Genomic DNA, 17,631 nt, shown 5'->3' with positions numbered 1-17,631 from the left:
AGGTGCCTGTGGTTGTGAGCTGATTTCGTTGTTCAGTGCGATATGAGAAGTCATCTTATCAAGTATAAAATAAGTCGTTTTTTCGAATACTTTCTTATTTTTACAATATATACGCCGAGATTTGCGGATTTTTTCGGGCAGTCCCAAAAATAGACTGTCTAGGCAAAGTATTACTATCGAACGATTTAGCTTTATTAATACGTTGTTTCATTTTTGAACTTAACCAATGCAACACAAACGCTTCAAATTTTACAGGTATTCATTGACGTCTATGCGTTCTTAAGAATATTTTAACCCTCGCAGGACTTGGACGTTTTTCGGTCCGATCAGCTTGAGGTTGTAGTCATGAACGCTCCCGTATTGCTCGCGCAGCTCGCCGGTTCCACCACGCAGGCCCCGCCGTCTCCGAAGAACCTGAAGCTCGAGAAGCCGCAAAATGGGCAGGCCATTTCGGTCCATCTCGACGGGAACACCAAGCTCGATTTTGCTGATATCGCGAGCGAGAAACTGACCTTCGTCAAGGTCGGTGAAAAGCTGATCATCCTGTTCGACAATCAGTCGACAGTGACTGTCGATCCGGTGTTCGACTCGATGGGCAAGCCGCTCACCGATCTCGCATTCGACATGGGCTCTGATCGCACGCTGACAGGCGAGCAGTTCGCGCAGACATTTCCGATCACCACCGATCAATCGGTTCTTCCTGCTGCCGGCGGCGCCACGGGCCCGACGGGCGGCGCAAATTTCGGTGATGCGACCGTTGGCGCGCTCGGTGCCTCGGGCGCGCGTCTCGCGCTGCTGACGGGCGAAGACACTGGCGGCGGCTTCGGCACGCTGGACGATGGTACGCCAAATCCATCGCCGATCCCGGGCGGCGTGACGGCTGTGACGCTGAACGAAGATGGTTTCGCGGATGGCAATCTCGGCGGCACCGGCGATTCCGGTGGCACCGCTACGTCGGTCACGGGATCGTTGAACGTTGATTTCGGCACCGATTTTGTGAACCGCAGCTTCGCATTCTCGCTCAATCAACCGACGCTGGCGGGCCTGACCTCGGACGGTCAGACGGTTCAACTTGCATTCACCACCGTGAACGGCCAGCCGGTGATGATCGGCTATGTCGGCGGCGATTTCACCGTGGCTGCCAATCAGGTCTTCACGGTGTCGCTCGACGCCTCGTCGCTGCAGGGCAGCTACACCTTCACGCTGCTGCGCCCGCTCGATCATCCGATCCATGGCACCGAAGATACGATCAATCTCTCGATCAACGTGATCGCCACGGATGGTAGCGGTGACACCGCGCCCGTGACGATCTCGATTGGCATCAATGACGATACGCCGGTTATCGGCACGCCTGCTGATGCCGCGCTTACGGATCCGCTGTCCGGCAATCCGGCGACGCAGACGGGCTCGCTGGGAATCTCCTGGGGTGCCGATCGCTACAACGATCATGTCGATGGCGGCGTATCCGCGACCACCGGCGCAACGGGCGATCGCTCGGTCGTGTTTGCCAACACGCAGGTGACGGCCACCGGCGACGGCGCAACGGCCATCGGTACGCTGACGTCGCATGGCGAGACCGTCCACTATGTGCTGCTCGAAAACGGCACTGTGCTGGTTGCCTATACAGGCGCGACCGCGCCGACCAGCCTCGCCAGCCTGCAGCAGAGCGGCACGCCGAGCGGTGAAGGCGAGGGCGGCGAAGGCGGAATTGCCGGCAATATCGTCTTCGTCGTGACCCTGTCCGACGCCAGCAATAGCGGCAGCTATGTCGTCACCCAGTACCGTTCGTTGGATCACGACAATGGTTCAGCCACGTTCCAGAACATCGATCTGGCCTTCAACTTCACCGCGACGGACAGCGATGGCGATACGGTCAACGGCACGCTGCATGCGGTGATCGCGGATACGGTGCCGGTTGTGACCGGTCCGGCCGATGAAAGCACCGTGAATGAAGGCAACGGCGAAACGCCGCCGAGCGAAGGCGGCGGGGACATGCCCTCCTTGCTGGTTGTCGGCGGTTCTTTTACGCCGAAGGACACGGGCGCCGTATCGCTGCACATCGATTGGCGTTCGGATAATCAGAATCCGACTGCTGCGGGCGGCGCGCATGATCGCTCGGTCACATTTACCGCTGCGACGCAAACCGCTCTCGAGAACCTCGGCCTGACCTCGGATGGCGCGACGATTATCTATACGATTTCTGCCGACGGCACGTTGTTGACGGCGACGACTGCGGCTAGCGAAGGCCATAGCGCGCGTACGATCTTTACCGTGCAGTTGTCCGACAGCGGAAATGGCAGCTACGACTTCACCTTGCTGGACAATCTGGACCATCGGGGCAGCTCCGAAGGCAGCCAGGCGCTGACATTTGGCTTCATTGCGACCGACAGCGATGGCGACTCGACAGTTCCAGCGAACTTCACGGTCAACATTACCGACGATGTGCCGACGGCAGGTGGAATCGAGAGCCAGACGCTGTCCGAGCAGACGCAGAGCGGTGCGACGAACGGTTTTGTGTCGACTTCGCTCGATAGTGTTTCGCTGAATATCAATTGGGGCGCCGACGATGTAAACAACAACGGCGCGTCGATCGACCGCAAGGTCGCTTTCACGGCCGCCGCAGCGCCCTCCGGGCTCACCTCGAATGGTGAGGCCATCACCTATGTGCTGTCGGAAAACGGAACGCTGTTGACTGCCTCGGCGGGTGAACGTGTCGTTTTCACCGTGAAACTGTCTGACGTCGATAGCGGCACCTACACCTTCACGCTGCTGGATAACCTGGACCACGTCGGAGCCAATGGTGCGTCGATCGCGCTCGGCTTCAACTTCACGGCGACGGATGCCGATGGCGACCCGGTTGGTTCGTCCTTCACCGTCAACATCAACGACGACGTGCCGACGACCGGCGCCATTGCTGGCGAAACCCTGGTCGAGAGTACATCAGCCGAGAGCTCCAACGCATTCATCGCGAAGGCCTTGAACGGCATCTCGCTGAATGTTGACTGGAATTCCGATGATGCCAACGCAGGCGGCACGAATGATCGTAGCGTCGCCTTCACCACCAGCGCGGCGCCGTCGGGTCTGACCTCCAACGGCCAGACGATCATCTACACGCTGTCCGACAACGGCATGTTGCTGACAGCGACAGCGGGCGCACGCACGGTGTTCACCGTGCAGCTCTCGGATACCGGCAACGGTACCTATACGTTCAATCTGCTCGACAACCTGGACCACGCCGGCGCGAATGGCGCCAGCCTGCCGCTGACATTCTCGTTCACGGCGACTGATAGCGATGGCGATACCACGTCGCCTGCATCCTTTACGGTCAATGTCACCGACGACTCGCCGAGCATCGGTACCACGGATGTCCTGACTCTCGTCGAGAGCACCAGTCCGTCGTCGTCAAACGCGTTCATCTCCGCGACCGCAACCGGCTCACTCGCCGTGGACTGGAATTCGGATGACAACAACCAGGTGTCAGGACCAGGGGCGAGCGATCGTTCGGTGGCCTTCACCGCCGCGACGCTGACGAGCCTGAACGCGCTGCATCTGACATCAAACGGGACGGCGCTGACCTACAGCTTCTCGGACAATGGCCAGTTGCTGACGGCCAAGGCAGGTGGAACGACGGTCTTCACCGTTCAGCTGTCCGATACGGCCAATGGTACCTATACGTTCAAGCTTCTCGACAATCTCGATCATGCCTCAGGCAATGACAAGAATGACCTGGCGCTCACCTTCGGCTTCACGGCGACTGACAGCGATGGCGACACGACGGCGCCCGCCAACTTCACTGTGCATGTGACCGACGACGTGCCGGTGGCAGGCGTGGGCGACACGCGCGGCGTGGACGAGGACGATCTCTTGAGCGGGACGTCACCGAACTTCTTCGACCTGCAGGTCGGCGGCCGGCTGAACATCGACTGGAACTCTGACGATCACGATGGTGGGAACGTCGCCAATCGTTCGGTGTCGTTCGAGCACACGACGGCTGCAGACAATGTCGCGGTGCGCGATGCCAATAATAATCTGGTGAACCTGACGTCCGACGGAGCGACCGTCCACTATGCTATTATTGGCGAGGATCTCGTCGCCTATACCGGAAATAACCCGTTCTTCAACCGTGTGTTCGTCGTCTCTCTCGACGATGACAACACCGGCTCGTACACGTTCACGCTGCTCGGACATGTCGATCATCCGACCGCCGATGGCCAGAACACGCTGACCTTTACGTTCGACTATACGGCCACCGATTCGGACGGAGACAAGAGCAGCAGCGTATTCAGCGTTACGGTCAAGGATGATGTGCCGACGATCGGTAACACGGAGTCCGAATCCGTTCGTGAAGACAGTCTGCCGACCACGTTCTATGACACGACATTCCCGGACGCGCCGAACTCGACCGTTCAGCTCGGTGATCTCAACATCAACTGGGGCGCAGATAACAATAATTCGGGCGCAACAAACAACCGTTCGGTCGTCTTCACGACCGCAGCCGGGGCCACGGGTCTGACGTCGGACGGCACCGCGATCGTCTATTCGATCTCGGCGGACGGAACGGTGCTGACTGCCAAGGCTGGCGTTCGCACGGTGTTCACCGTCGAACTGTCCGATAGTGGTGATGGCAGCTACAAGTTCACGCTGTTTGACAATATCGATCACGCTGCGTCGGGGCAGAATGATGACAGCCGGACTCTGTCTTTTGGCATCAAGGCCACCGATTCCGACGGCGACTCCGCGACGGCCGATTTCGCGGTCTCCATCGTGGATGACGCGCCTGAGGCACATACCGGCGATGGCCGGACCATCAATGAAAATGATCTCTCGAATGGCACATCGCCGAGTGCGTCCGGTCTGACCGCTACCGGTGATCTCAACATCTCCTGGGGCGCGGATGACGCGAATCCGTCCGCCGGAGGCGGGCTCGGCGATCGCGCTGTGGGCTTCCGCTTCAACTCGGCGGCGGACAACGTCGATGCAGAGAACAGCAATGGCCAGAACCTGACACTCCGCTCGGATGGCCAGACGGTTCAATACGCATTCGACGGTCAGAAGCTGGTCGGCTATATCGGCGCCAACCTGGCAAGCGGCACGCGCATTTTCGAAGTGACGCTCAGCGATGCCAATGATGGCTCCTACACCTTCAAGCTGCTCGGTAACCTCGATCATCCTACCGGGAGCGGCACCAATCTGGTTAACCTGACCTTCGGCTACACCGCGACTGACGGTGACGGCGATACCAGCAGCAGCAACTTTACCGTGACGATCCGCGACGACGTGCCGGAAATCGGCGCGCCGGTTGCTTCGACGTTGACCGAAGATACGACCATTGTGGGCGGGGGCGAGGAATTCGTGCCCCAGACTGCGTTGAACAAGTCGCTGAACATCAATTGGGGCGCGGACGACAACAACAGCGGCACTGCAAACCGTTCGGTCGCGTTCTCGTCATCCATCGACTCCGGCGACAGCGTGCACACCACGGGCTCCGGAAGTCCCGTGCTCAAGTCAGACGGTGTGACCGTGCAGTTCCTGCGGATCTCCGATACGGAGATCTGGGGCATGGCCAACGACAACGGCGGCTCGCTGACGATCAACGATCGCAAGGTGTTCCACATCACGCTGTCCGATACGGGCAACGGTACCTACACCTTCGAGCTGCTGGATAATCTGGATCACGTCGGATCTGGCCAGGGCAGTGCACTGTCGCTGCAGCTTGGCTTCGTCGCCACGGATGCGGACGGTGACACCGACAGCAGCAGCTTCACGGTTACGATCAGCGATGATAACGGCCGGCCGTTTATCGGAACGGCGCAGGCGGTTTCGGTCGATGAGGACGGTCTGACGGGCGGCAACACGCAGCCTGCCACCGGAGATCTCGCCGGTGCCGCAACGTCAGCGATGGGATCGCTTGCTATCTCTTGGGGAGCTGACAACAACAATTCCGGGGCGGCCGATCGCTCGGTTGCGTTCTCTGGCATCAGCGATGGCCAGAATGCGATGTCCAATGTCGGCCCTCTGACCGTCGATGGGGCGCAGGTCAAACTGTGGGTCGTCGGTAATACGGTTTATGGCTACACCGGCAGCAACCCGATGAATGGCTCGACGCCGCCATCGGCTGGCAGCCAGGTGTTCACGGTCTCGCTCAGCGATCTATCCTCGGGCAACTATACCTTCAACCTGCTGAAGCATCTCGATCACCCGGCAGGTAACAACGAGAACGATATCACCCTCAGCTTCGGCTATCAGGCCACGGACGCCGATGGCGATGTCACAGCGGCATCGACATTCACCGTCACGGTCAATGACGATTCGCCAGTTACGACAGGAGCGGTAACCGCGGCGACGGTGCTGGACGACGATGCGTTTGCCGGCGGCAATGCCAGCGGCACCGGCGATGTCACCAATGCCACCTCGGCAACGGGCGCAGCCGGTGCGCTGTTCTCGGCAGGCGCGGACGGGTTCAAGAGCGTCACGCTGGGTTCGATTACGGCGTTCAGTGCGATCTACAAGGATGCCAACGGCGTCGCTCACCAGGAATCCGTCACGTGGGGATCGGCAAGTGTATCGGGTGGCGTGACCACCTGGACCGCGATCGGTGCCGTCAGTGGTGCCACTGTGGCAACGTTGGCGATCGGCGCAAACGGCTCTTACACCTTCACTACCTCCAGACCATTGGTGCATTCGACGGCTGGAGCCAATGAAGAAAACCTGTCGCTGACCTTCAACTACACTGTGACCGATGCCGATAATGACCCGGCCACGGGTTCGCTGACGGTTAACGTCAATGACGATACGCCGGTATCCCAGGGCACCGTGACGGCCGCGACGACGCTCGATGACGAAGCGCAGACGGTCTTTACGCCGACCAACGCCGGAGGTGCGTCTGGCGATGTGAGCACGGACACCAACACCACGTCGGGAGCCGCCAGCAGCCTGTTCACCGCCGGTGCTGATGGCTTCAAATCGGTCGCAATGACATCTGCGACCTTCGGCGTCGTCTACAGGGATGCCAACGGCTTCGCTCTGACCGAGACCGCGACCTGGGGCTCGCCCGTGGTGGGCGCCAATGGCGCTACCACCTGGACGGCGACCAGCAACCACTACGGCTCTGCCGCGGTTCTGGTCATTGGTGTGAACGGTTCGTACACGCTGACCGTGAACGCGCCGATCGCGCATGCAACGCCCGGAACGGCGGAAGAGAACAAGGCGCTGACCTTCAACTTCACGGTCACCGACGGCGACGGCGACACCGCCACCGGTTCACTGACGGTCAACGTCAATGACGACACACCGGTGTCGAAGGGCATCGTGACGGCCGCGACGACGCTGGACGACGAAGCGCAGACGGTGTTCCCCGCCAACGCCGGAGGTGTGTCTGGCGACGTGAGCCCGGATACCAATACGGCCACCGGAGTCGCCGGCAGCCTGTTCACCGCCGGCGCCGATGGTGTGAAATCGGTGGCGATGACGTCGGCAACCTTCGGCGTCATCTACAAGGACGCCAACGGCTTTGCACAGGCCGAGACCGCGACCTGGGGCTCGCCCGTGGTGGGCGCCAATGGCGCCACGACCTGGACGGCAACCAGCGCGCATTACGGCTCCGCCGCCGTTCTGGTCATTGGTGCGAACGGTTCGTACACGCTGACCGTGAACGCGCCGATCGCGCATGCAATTTCCGGAACGACCGAAGAGAACAAGGCGCTGACCTTCAACATCACCGTCAGCGACGGCGATGGCGATACGGCGACCGGTTCGCTGACCGTCAATATCAACGATGACACCGTCGTCCTCGGGACCGCCGTGGCGGGCTTCGTCGATGAAGGCAATCTGGCCGGCGGCAACAAGGACGACGGTCATCCGGGCGATCTGACGATTGCTCAGGGCGACAACGGCACGCGCACCACGTCCGGCTCGCTGGCGATTGCGTTCGGCGCAGACGGCAAGGCGGCCACCGTTACGGGCGGCACGTCGACGCAGACATTTACGTTCAGCGGCAACAACAACCTGACTGCCGATCTGATCGTCACCCAGGGCACGGTCAATCATCCATCTGCCTCGGGGATCGTGTTCGGCGGCATCAACAATCCGATTATCATCAATGCCAATGACAGCTTGCCGTTCAAGCTGGATGCGATCGACCTGGGACTGTCGGGTGCTCAAACGACACCGACCGTCATTCTGAAGGGCTACGATTCCAACAACAATCTCGTCGCAACCTACACGTTGAGCGTGGCCAATGTCGCATCGCTTGTGTCGGGCACGCCCACGCATTTCAATGCCGCGGGTACACCGTTCGCGAATGTCCTGATCGACAGGCTCGAGATTTATACCGGTAACGGCTTCAGCGGTTACGTGATGGCCGACAACCTGGTCGTCACGCAAAATACCAGCAGCGGCCCGATCGTGGTCGATGCCGCCGTCACCTTCACCGACCATTCGAACGGTCTGGCCAACCTCGTTGTCAAGGATGTCAATGGCAACGACGTTACCGCTTCGCTGACGTCGAATGGCGCGGCTGTTCACTATGCGATGATCGATGCCGTGACGTTGATCGGCTACACGGGCGCAACCGCGCCGACATCGCTCAGCGATGCCAGGGTGGTATTCTCGGCTGTTCTTTCGAGCGCCGCGGCAAACGGCTCCTACACGTTCACTCAGAATGCAAACCTCGATCATCCGATCGCGGGTCAGGACGACGATCTCGTCTTCACGTTCAATTTCACCGCCAAGGATGGTGACGGCGACAAGGCGAATGGACACTTCACGGTCACCGTCGATGACGACGCTCCGACCGCGACTGCTGCCGTGCTTACGGGAGCGGTCTATGAAAGCGAACTGAGCACCGCTACCGGCGATCTGTCGACCGGCACGCAGGCCGGAAACGCCGATAACAAGAATGGTGATGCAGGTACCGACGATTCGATCCTCGTCGGGAATCTGTCGTCACTGGTTTCAATGGGAGCGGATTCGCCCGGTACCTTTGTGGTGGAGACCACGGGCCTGTCGGCGTCACTGACTTCACTGACTTCGGGCGGTGTTGCGCTGACCTATACGGTCGTCGGAAACACGCTCATCGCTTGGGCTGGTTCGAACCAGATCTTCACCTTCGCGGTCAATGCCTCGACCGGCGCTTATACGTTCACGCTCAAGGGGCAAATTGATCACGTTGCGAATTACGTGATCGACAATGCCTCGATTCCGGTCGCAGCGATCGACCAGCCGGGCGAAATCTATGCGGTTGCGGCGATCAACGGCAATCCTCGTGCTTTTGAAGGCCGCCTGCCAGACGGCGATGTCATCATCAGCATCACGAACAGCGGAAACACGGCGGTTAACTGGGTCCTGGATAACACGTCCGGCGGCACCGATTATCCGCTGTCGATCGCTGCGAACACCACGATCTTTATCAACGTTGGACAAATCTCGACGCCGCCCAACGTGCACTTCGAGTTGACCGGACCGGGTGCCCCGAACGGGCAGACGACGGTAAATTCGGGTCATCAGGACATCGCCGTTACCGGCGGAACAGATACGCTTGCGCTCGATCTTTCTTCGGCGGTTACCGTTCGCGATGGCGACGGCGATACCGTTGCATTGCACGATCAGCTCATCGTGACCGTGACCGACGATGCTCCCGTCCTGGCTGGTGCTGCGGCGACTGTGACAGTCGACGAGACCAGCACGCCCCTGGCGCAGGTGGCCTATGGCAGCCTGAAGATCACGATCGGCGGTGACAAGGTCGGCGCGCATCTCGACTTTGCGACCGACAGCAATGGCCAGCCTGTGCATCCGGCCGGTCTGACATCGGACGGCGTGGCGCTCGACTACGTGCTGCGGACCACCCAGTATGGCGAGAAGCAGCTCGTCGCCTTCAAGCATGGCGACACGGTCGATAATCCGGTCTTCATCGCGGCGCTCAGCTCGCCCTCGAACCCGACCTATATCTTCACGCTGTTCCAGAACCTCGATCACGCGGCGAATTCGAACACGCTCGATCTCGGCTTCACGGTGCGCGCGACCGACGGGGACGGCGACTATGTGGATCAGGCGATCCACATCAACGTGACGGATTCGGTCCCGACCATTCCGGCGACGACAGTTCAGCGCGCAGGCGTACAGGACGATGCGCTGATCAACGGCAATCCTGAGCCCGGCGATACGGCAACGGCGTCGGGTACGTTGAGCCACAACTTCGGTGCGGACAGCAACGGTCATCTGTCGTGGGTCAGCGCGACGCTGCCGACCGGTGGATATACCAGCGTTATCAACGGCAACGTTTTTGAGGTCTATCAACTGCAGAACAACGTGAACGTGAAGGTCTTCACGGTCACTCTCAATCCGACCACCGGCGAATATCAGGTGGAGCAGTTCGCGGCCATCCATCATCCGGATGGCGCCGGCGAACTCGGTGAAGGATTCAATCTTAGCTATCGCGTCACCGATGGTGACGGCGACTATGTGGAGAGCTATCTGCGCGTCGTTGTCGGCGATGACGTGCCGGTGATCATCGGCAACGCGACGCAGGCCAACCTGCTCACCAACGGCGATTTCTCGGGCGGCAGCTCCTGGCATGACGCCTCGTACGGTGATTGGGCGACGGGCGCTACCGGTTGGAAGATCACCGGTACGGAAGCCGGCCAGACCGGTGTTCAGCTCGAGCGCGTCCCAAGCGGCTATTTCGGGGTTGTGACGTCGAATGGCGAACCGATGGTTGACCTCGGTGCATCGCCGGGCAACATCGCAGTCTCCCAGACCCTCAACGGTCTGACGGCCGGCCAGCACTATACGCTGAGCTTCGAGATCGGCACGTACGATCCGTCGTCCTCGGGACTCCAGGTCTATTGGAACGGGCAGCTCTTTGGCACCTATGCGCCGGGCTCGACCATGGCCATCCAGACGCTCGACCTCATTGCGGCCGGTGGTGCGAACACCGTCACCTTCAAGGAGGTTGGTTACGCGGGCGACAACACCGGCACCTATCTCGCGAATGTCAGCCTGGTTCAGGCGTCGTCGACGTCACTGCCGCTCTTCCACGCGGATATCGGCGAGGATGGCTCGTCCGTCGTGTCGCTGGTCAGCGGGACCAACTACCGCTTCGGTGCCGATGGCCCGGGCTCTGTGGCATTCGACACTGCACACGCCACCATTTCCACCCCGACCGGTACCACGCTCGGCGTGCCGTCGATCTCCTACGATCCGGTCACGGGCAAGGTGACGGTCAATCCGGGCTGGGGCTTCAACGGCCTGAGCGAAGGTGAGATCGCAACCCTGTCGGTGCCATTCACCGCCACGGACGCGGATGGCGACAGCAAGTCCGGGGTCTATCAGTTCACGATTCACGGCACCAATGACGCTGTTGGGACCTCGATAGGTTTTCCCGACACCGGAACGATGACCGAATATGCGGAAACCGATCCGCAAGCAGGATCGACGGCAGATCGCACGCGCTTTAACGACAGCTCCTCGGGCGGCGGCTACAACGGCGGCGGCTTCTGGATCTATGACGATCAGGGCAACACCCATACGCTGACCGTGACGCCTCAGGGTGCGGGCTATATCGGATACGTGACTGCAGTGGTCGCGGAAGAGACGTTGAATGACGGCAATGGCTTCGTCGATTGGCAGTATCACGTCACCGATGCACAGCTGAATTTCCTTGGCGCTGGAGAGACCAAGCAAGAGGTCTTCCGCATCCTCGTCAGCGACGGGCACGGTTCGTCGGCCTATCGCGACATCACGGTCACGTTGGTCGGCAGCAACGACAAGCCGGTGATCTCGATTGACGGCGGCGACAGCGATCATGTGTTCCTGACCGAAACCAATGCCGGGCTGACCGCCAACGGCACACTGAGCGTGACGGACGTCGATCTCTCCGACACGGTCACCGCGAACGTGTTGTCGGTGACAGCATCGGGCTCTGGAATTGAATCGCACTTCACCAATGCGCAATTGCTGGCCTTCATGACGGTTGCAACCGGTGACGTGACCCCGGCTGGCAGCGCCACCGGCGATTTTGCATGGGCCTTCAATTCGCAGGGCCAGGCGTTCGATTTCCTGCCCAATGGCTGGGAATCCGTCCTCAGCTACACGATCCAGGTTTCCGACGGCCACGGCGGCACGGATACTCATGTGGTCGAGATCAAACTGCATGGCACCAACGACGCGCCGGTGGTCGATCTGAACGGCGCTGCGACGGCAGGCAACGATGTCGTTGTCACCGCTGTCGAGCAATACCCGCAATGGATCCTGAACGATGCGATCCTCACCGACGTCGATTCCACGACGATGCATTCGATGAAGGTCACATTGACAACGCAGCCGGATGGGCTCGGTGTCGAGGGTCTGTCGTTCAATACGAGCGCGACGAACGCTCTGACGGCGGCCGGCCTGACCTATGGCTATGACGCGACCACCGGCGTTCTCACCGTGATCGGCGATGCGTCCAACGCCGTCTACCAGACCATCATGCGCGGTGTTGTCTATCAGTACACCGGCGATGCCCCGAGCACGGGCGACCGCACTGTGACCGTGGTTGTCAATGACGGTCTAGATAACAGCATCACGCACACGGCAACGGTGCATGTACTGCCCATGAACGATGCGCCGTCGCTGGCGGGTCCGCTGTCGGCAACCGTGACTGAAGGTGGCATCCACACCCTCACGGCCGCCGAACTCGGCTACACCGATCCGGACAATATCGACTCTGGTGTCGTGTTCCATGTGTCGGGCGTTCAGCACGGCACCATCACGAATGGCGGCGCACCTGCGACGTCGTTCACGGCCGCCGAGCTTGCCCAAGGGTTGATCGCTTTCACCCATGATGGTTCCGACGGCTCGCCGACGACCTTCCAGGTCTATGTGGAAGACGGCAACCAGGACGGCTCGACGCCGCTCCCCGGCACCTTCACGTTCACCGTGAACGGCGTGAACGACGCGCCGGTCAACACCTTGCCAGCCGGTCCGCTCACGGTCGCCGAGGATACCCCGCTTGCCATCACCGGCCTGTCGATCAGCGATAGCGATGCTGGTACGTCGTCGGTGACGACGACCCTGTCGGTCACCAGCGGTATGCTCACGGTGCTGGGTGGCTCAGGTGTCACCGTGGCCGGCAATGGCTCGGCTACGGTCACGCTCACAGGCAGCCAGGCCGATATCAACGCCGCACTGGCCCTGGCCAACGGCGTCGTCTATCAGGACGCGCTCAACCACAACGGCGGGGTTGATCTGACGGTCACCACGTCCGATCTCGGCCATTCCGGTTCAGGCGGCGTCCTGACCGATACCGATACGATTCACATCAACGTCACCCCTGTGAACGATGCGCCGGTGACAGTGAATGACGTTTACACCATCACTGAAGATCAGGTCCTGACGGGCGTCAACGTTCTGGCGAACGACAGCGATCCCGAGGGCAGTACCCTCCAGAGGGTCGGCAATCTCGGTGGCTTCTTGGGGCCGTTTGCATCGGGGAGTCTGACGCAAAGCGGTGATCTGACCGTAATGCCCACCGTGAACGGCAGCGGCATCGTGGTCCTGACCTATCAGGCATCAGACGGAACCGTTTCGACCCAGGGTACCATCACGGTCAATGTTCGCCCCGTCGCCGACGCGGCAGTGCTGACGGCCTCGGGCGGCAACGAAGACAACGCCTTTGCCATCCACATTGCCTTGGGCGATACTGACGGTTCGGAGAAGGCTACCCATATCGAACTCAGCGGCTATCCCGCCGGGACGACCTTCAATCAGGGTTCGCTGCAGGGCGCTGTCTGGGTCATCGACAATCCTGCCGGGATCGACCTCGCGCACCTCACCGCAACGACACCCACCAATTACAACGGTACGTTCAACCTCGGTGTTAGTGTGACGGTCGTCGATCACGCCACGCTCACCACCGGTCTCGCAACCGATACCGCGACTTCGACGGGGTCGTTGACGGTGACCGTCAATGCGGTGAACGATGCGCCGGTGATCACGTCGGGCGCGACGGCAAGCGAGGCCGAGAACACGGCGATCTCCAATGTCGTCTACCAGATTGTCGCGAACGATCCTGACGCGGGCACAACACTGACCTATTCGCTCACCGGCGACGATGCCGGCAAGTTCGACGTGTCGTCGACCGGCGCGGTGACCTTCAAGGTGTCGCCGGACTTCGAGGCGCCGACCGACACGGGCACCAACAACACCTACGACATCATCGTACATGCCAATGACGGTACGCTCGACACCACCAAGGCGGTGGCTATCACGGTGACCAACGTCAACGAAGCGCCGGCAATCACGTCGGGCGCGACGGCAAGCGAGGCCGAGAACACGGCGATCTCCAACGTCGTCTACCAGATTGCCGCGAACGATCCTGATGCGGGCACAACACTGACCTATTCGCTCAGCGGCGACGATGCCGGCAAGTTCGACGTGTCGTCGATCGGTGCGGTGACCTTCAAGGTGTCACCGAACTTCGAGGCGCCAACCGACACGGGCACCAACAACACCTACGACATCATCGTGCATGCCAACGATGGCACCAACGACATCAGCAAGGCGGTGGCGATCTCGGTGACGGACGTTGTTGAAAATCACAACCCGGTATTCGCAGCAGCCGCTGCGACCGGTTCGGTCACCGAGGATGCGTCGCTCAGCAACGCGCCCGTCGAACTGATCACGAACGGCGGATTCCAGAATTCCTATATCCAGGATGGATCTGCCCGTCCTTCCGGCTGGTCGTATACCGGCGCGGTCTTCGACGACTACTCCGGAAGGCTCGACAATTCGTCCGGGATGCTCAATTCGAATACCGACCCGGCCATCAATTCGATGCAGCAGACCGTTTCGACGGTTGTCGGCCAGACCTACACGCTGACCTTCTACATGCAGGATTTTTACACTGTAACGAATCAATACGACTGGAACACCCATTCGTATGTGCCGGCGATCTTCGACGTCACGACGGGATCTCAAACCCAGGCCATCAACTATACGCTTAACTATTCGTCGAACGGTCCCTACACCCAATACACGGTTCAGTTCGTTGCCACCGACGCGAATACCGTCATCAAGTTCTGGTCTCCGGATCAGCCTTATGGCTCGTTCCACATCGACGACGTGTCGGTGAAGGCGGTGACGACGGGGACGCCGGGCGTCGAAACTGCGACAGGTTCGATCGCTTTCACTGACGCAGATGCGACGGACACGCATTCCGTCTCAGTCACAACGCCGGTCGGGAGCAATTATTACGGCACATTTGCCGCAACGCCGGATGATGTGAATCACAACGTCAACTGGACCTTCAGCGTCAACGACAGCGCGATCCAGTCGCTGGGCGCCAACGATCACATCGACCAGACCTATACGCTCACGATCAACGATGGCCACGGCGGAACCGATACCAAGACGGTGACGGTCACTGTCAACGGCGCCAACGACGCGGCGTCGATCTCCGGAACTGCAATAGGAACAGTGAAGGAAGACGGGACGCTGACTGCCGGGGGCACCATCGCAGTCTCCGACGTCGACACCGGCGAGAACCATTTCCAGACACCGGGAACGCTAACCGGAACCTATGGGACGTTCACCTTCGATGCGAATACGGGGGCATGGGGCTACACGCTCAACAATGCCGCTTCGAATGTCCAGGCGCTCAACACGAGCGACACGGTGCACGACCAACTGATCGTCAAATCGGTGGATGGCACGGCCACCCAGACGATTGATGTCACGATCAACGGCACCGACGAGCCTGCGCCGCCGGCGCCGCTGACGGTCAACGACACGTCGGATGCGTCCGGACGCTATGCGCTGGCGGCAGACGATGAATTGCCGCCGCATGTCATCAGTCTGAATGCGTCGTCGTTGTTCTCCGGCGGCACGGGCACGGTGACATATAGCTATCAGTTGGTGAGCAATCCCGCATCCACCAGCTGGCTCACGATCACCGCCGGCGGGCAGATTTCCGGCAATCCCGATACCTCGAATGCGGGCAACTACATCTACAAGGTGACGGCGACGGACAGCGCCGGATCGGTCTCGACCTACATCGCCCTGACCGTCCTGCCTAACCTCAGTTACAATGTCGAAGTTGTTTCTAACGACGCGACCGCTGGTAATCTGTATTGGCCTAACCATAGCGGCGCATATAACGACGTTGTCACCTTCACCGGTGCGAATCCGAACGTCGAGGCCAATGCTGCTTGGGGAATCGACGTGATGCTCGGCCAGTCCGGCATAAACCGGATGAATGGCGGCGATGGAGACGATGCTCTCTATGGCATGGCCGGCAACGACATCCTTGCCGGCGGCAATGGCAATGATTTCATCGACGGCGGCGCGGGCAACGACACCATCGCCGGTGGTGCCGGCAATGACACTTTGGTCGGCGGTTCGGGCGACGACACGTTCAATTATGTCATCGGCGATGGCACCGACATTGTCGGCGGTGGCTTGGGCACGGATACGCTGGCGATCACCGGCACCAGCGGGGATGACACGCTCACCATCACCGTTTCTGGTGGAGTCATCACGACATTCAATTCCAGCACACTCACTGGCGTTGAGATCGTGACGGCTGATCTTGGCAGTCATGGTTCGGCGGGTGATGTTCTGAGCTATGCAGGAACGACCGAGGGTGTTGCGGTCAACCTGGCTTTGGGAACTGCTACCGGCTTTATCTCGGTTGCTAATATCGAAAATGTCACCGGCGGTTCCGGCGATGACACACTGATTGGCAACAGTGGTGCCAATGCGCTCATCGGCGGCATCGGCAACGACGTGCTGACAGGTGGCGCAGGCAGCGACTCGCTGAATGGCGGCACAGGCAATGATACGTTCGTGTTCAATGCGGTTGCAGGAACGTCAACTGACTCTGGACGTGTGAACAATGGCAGTAACGATACGGGACAGGATACGATCGTCGGTTTCTCTGCCTCCGACGATACGATCAAGATCATTGCGACCAATGTTTCCAGCTTTGTCCACGGCACCAACACTGCCGTCGATCCGTCCGGTTTCAGCAACACGACCGCTGTTGTTGACCTCGGTAGCGGCGACGCTGGCGATGTGGTCATCACCTTCAGCGGCGGCACGCCAACCGAAAGCAATTTCGAGGCACGACTTCAGTACGACCTGACGGGAACGAGCGGCAACGACACTCTGACGGGCGGTGCCTTGAACGATCTCCTGTCTGGCGGTGCTGGCGGCGACACGCTTAACGGTGGAATTGGCAATGACACACTAACCGGCGGTATAGGAAATGATACGCTTACTGGCGGTTTGGGGGCCGACCGTTTTGTCTTCGCTGAAGCTGGCAGTAGCAACCGAGATACCATCCTCGACTTCAGCAATTCGCAGGGCGATGTTCTCGACTTCTCGGCCTTGCTCGGGGCAGGAACCGGTGCAGCGGCCAACGGCTCCAATATCAACGATTATGTCAAGCTGACGCAGAGTGGCTCGAACATCCTGGTTCAGGTCGATGTCAACGGCGCGACGGGCGGTGCTCAGTGGGCCGATGTCGCAACGTTGCAGGGTTACGGCACCAGCAACGCCGACATCGTCAAGATCGCGTTCCAGAATATCGATCACCAGATGTCGGCTTAACTCTCGCCGTGGCCGGCTCTGCCAGCTGCGGTCCAAAAAATACAA

Annotated in this window: 1 protein-coding gene; it reads left to right on the top strand. The window is 60.1% G+C overall.

Annotation, left to right across the window (positions count from 1 at the left end; genetic code table 11):
- Positions 1 to 345 precede the first annotated feature (345 nt).
- Positions 346 to 17,586 (top strand): DUF5801 repeats-in-toxin domain-containing protein, encoded by a 17,241-nt coding sequence (locus A4A58_RS30530; protein ID WP_068738131.1) that lies wholly within the window; start codon positions 346 to 348, stop codon positions 17,584 to 17,586.
- The last annotated feature ends 45 nt before the right edge of the window (positions 17,587 to 17,631 follow it).

This window comes from Tardiphaga robiniae (genome assembly GCF_001618955.1).
Classification (GTDB): Bacteria; Pseudomonadota; Alphaproteobacteria; order Rhizobiales; family Xanthobacteraceae; genus Tardiphaga; species Tardiphaga robiniae_A.
The sequence above is the reverse complement of the archived record's forward strand: the minus strand, read 5'-3'. Positions and strand labels throughout refer to the sequence as shown.

Coding starts and splice junctions, on each gene's coding strand:
- A4A58_RS30530 (WP_068738131.1), top strand. CDS start 346: ATGAACGCTCCCGTATTGCTCGCGCAGCTCGCCGGTTCCACCACGCAG.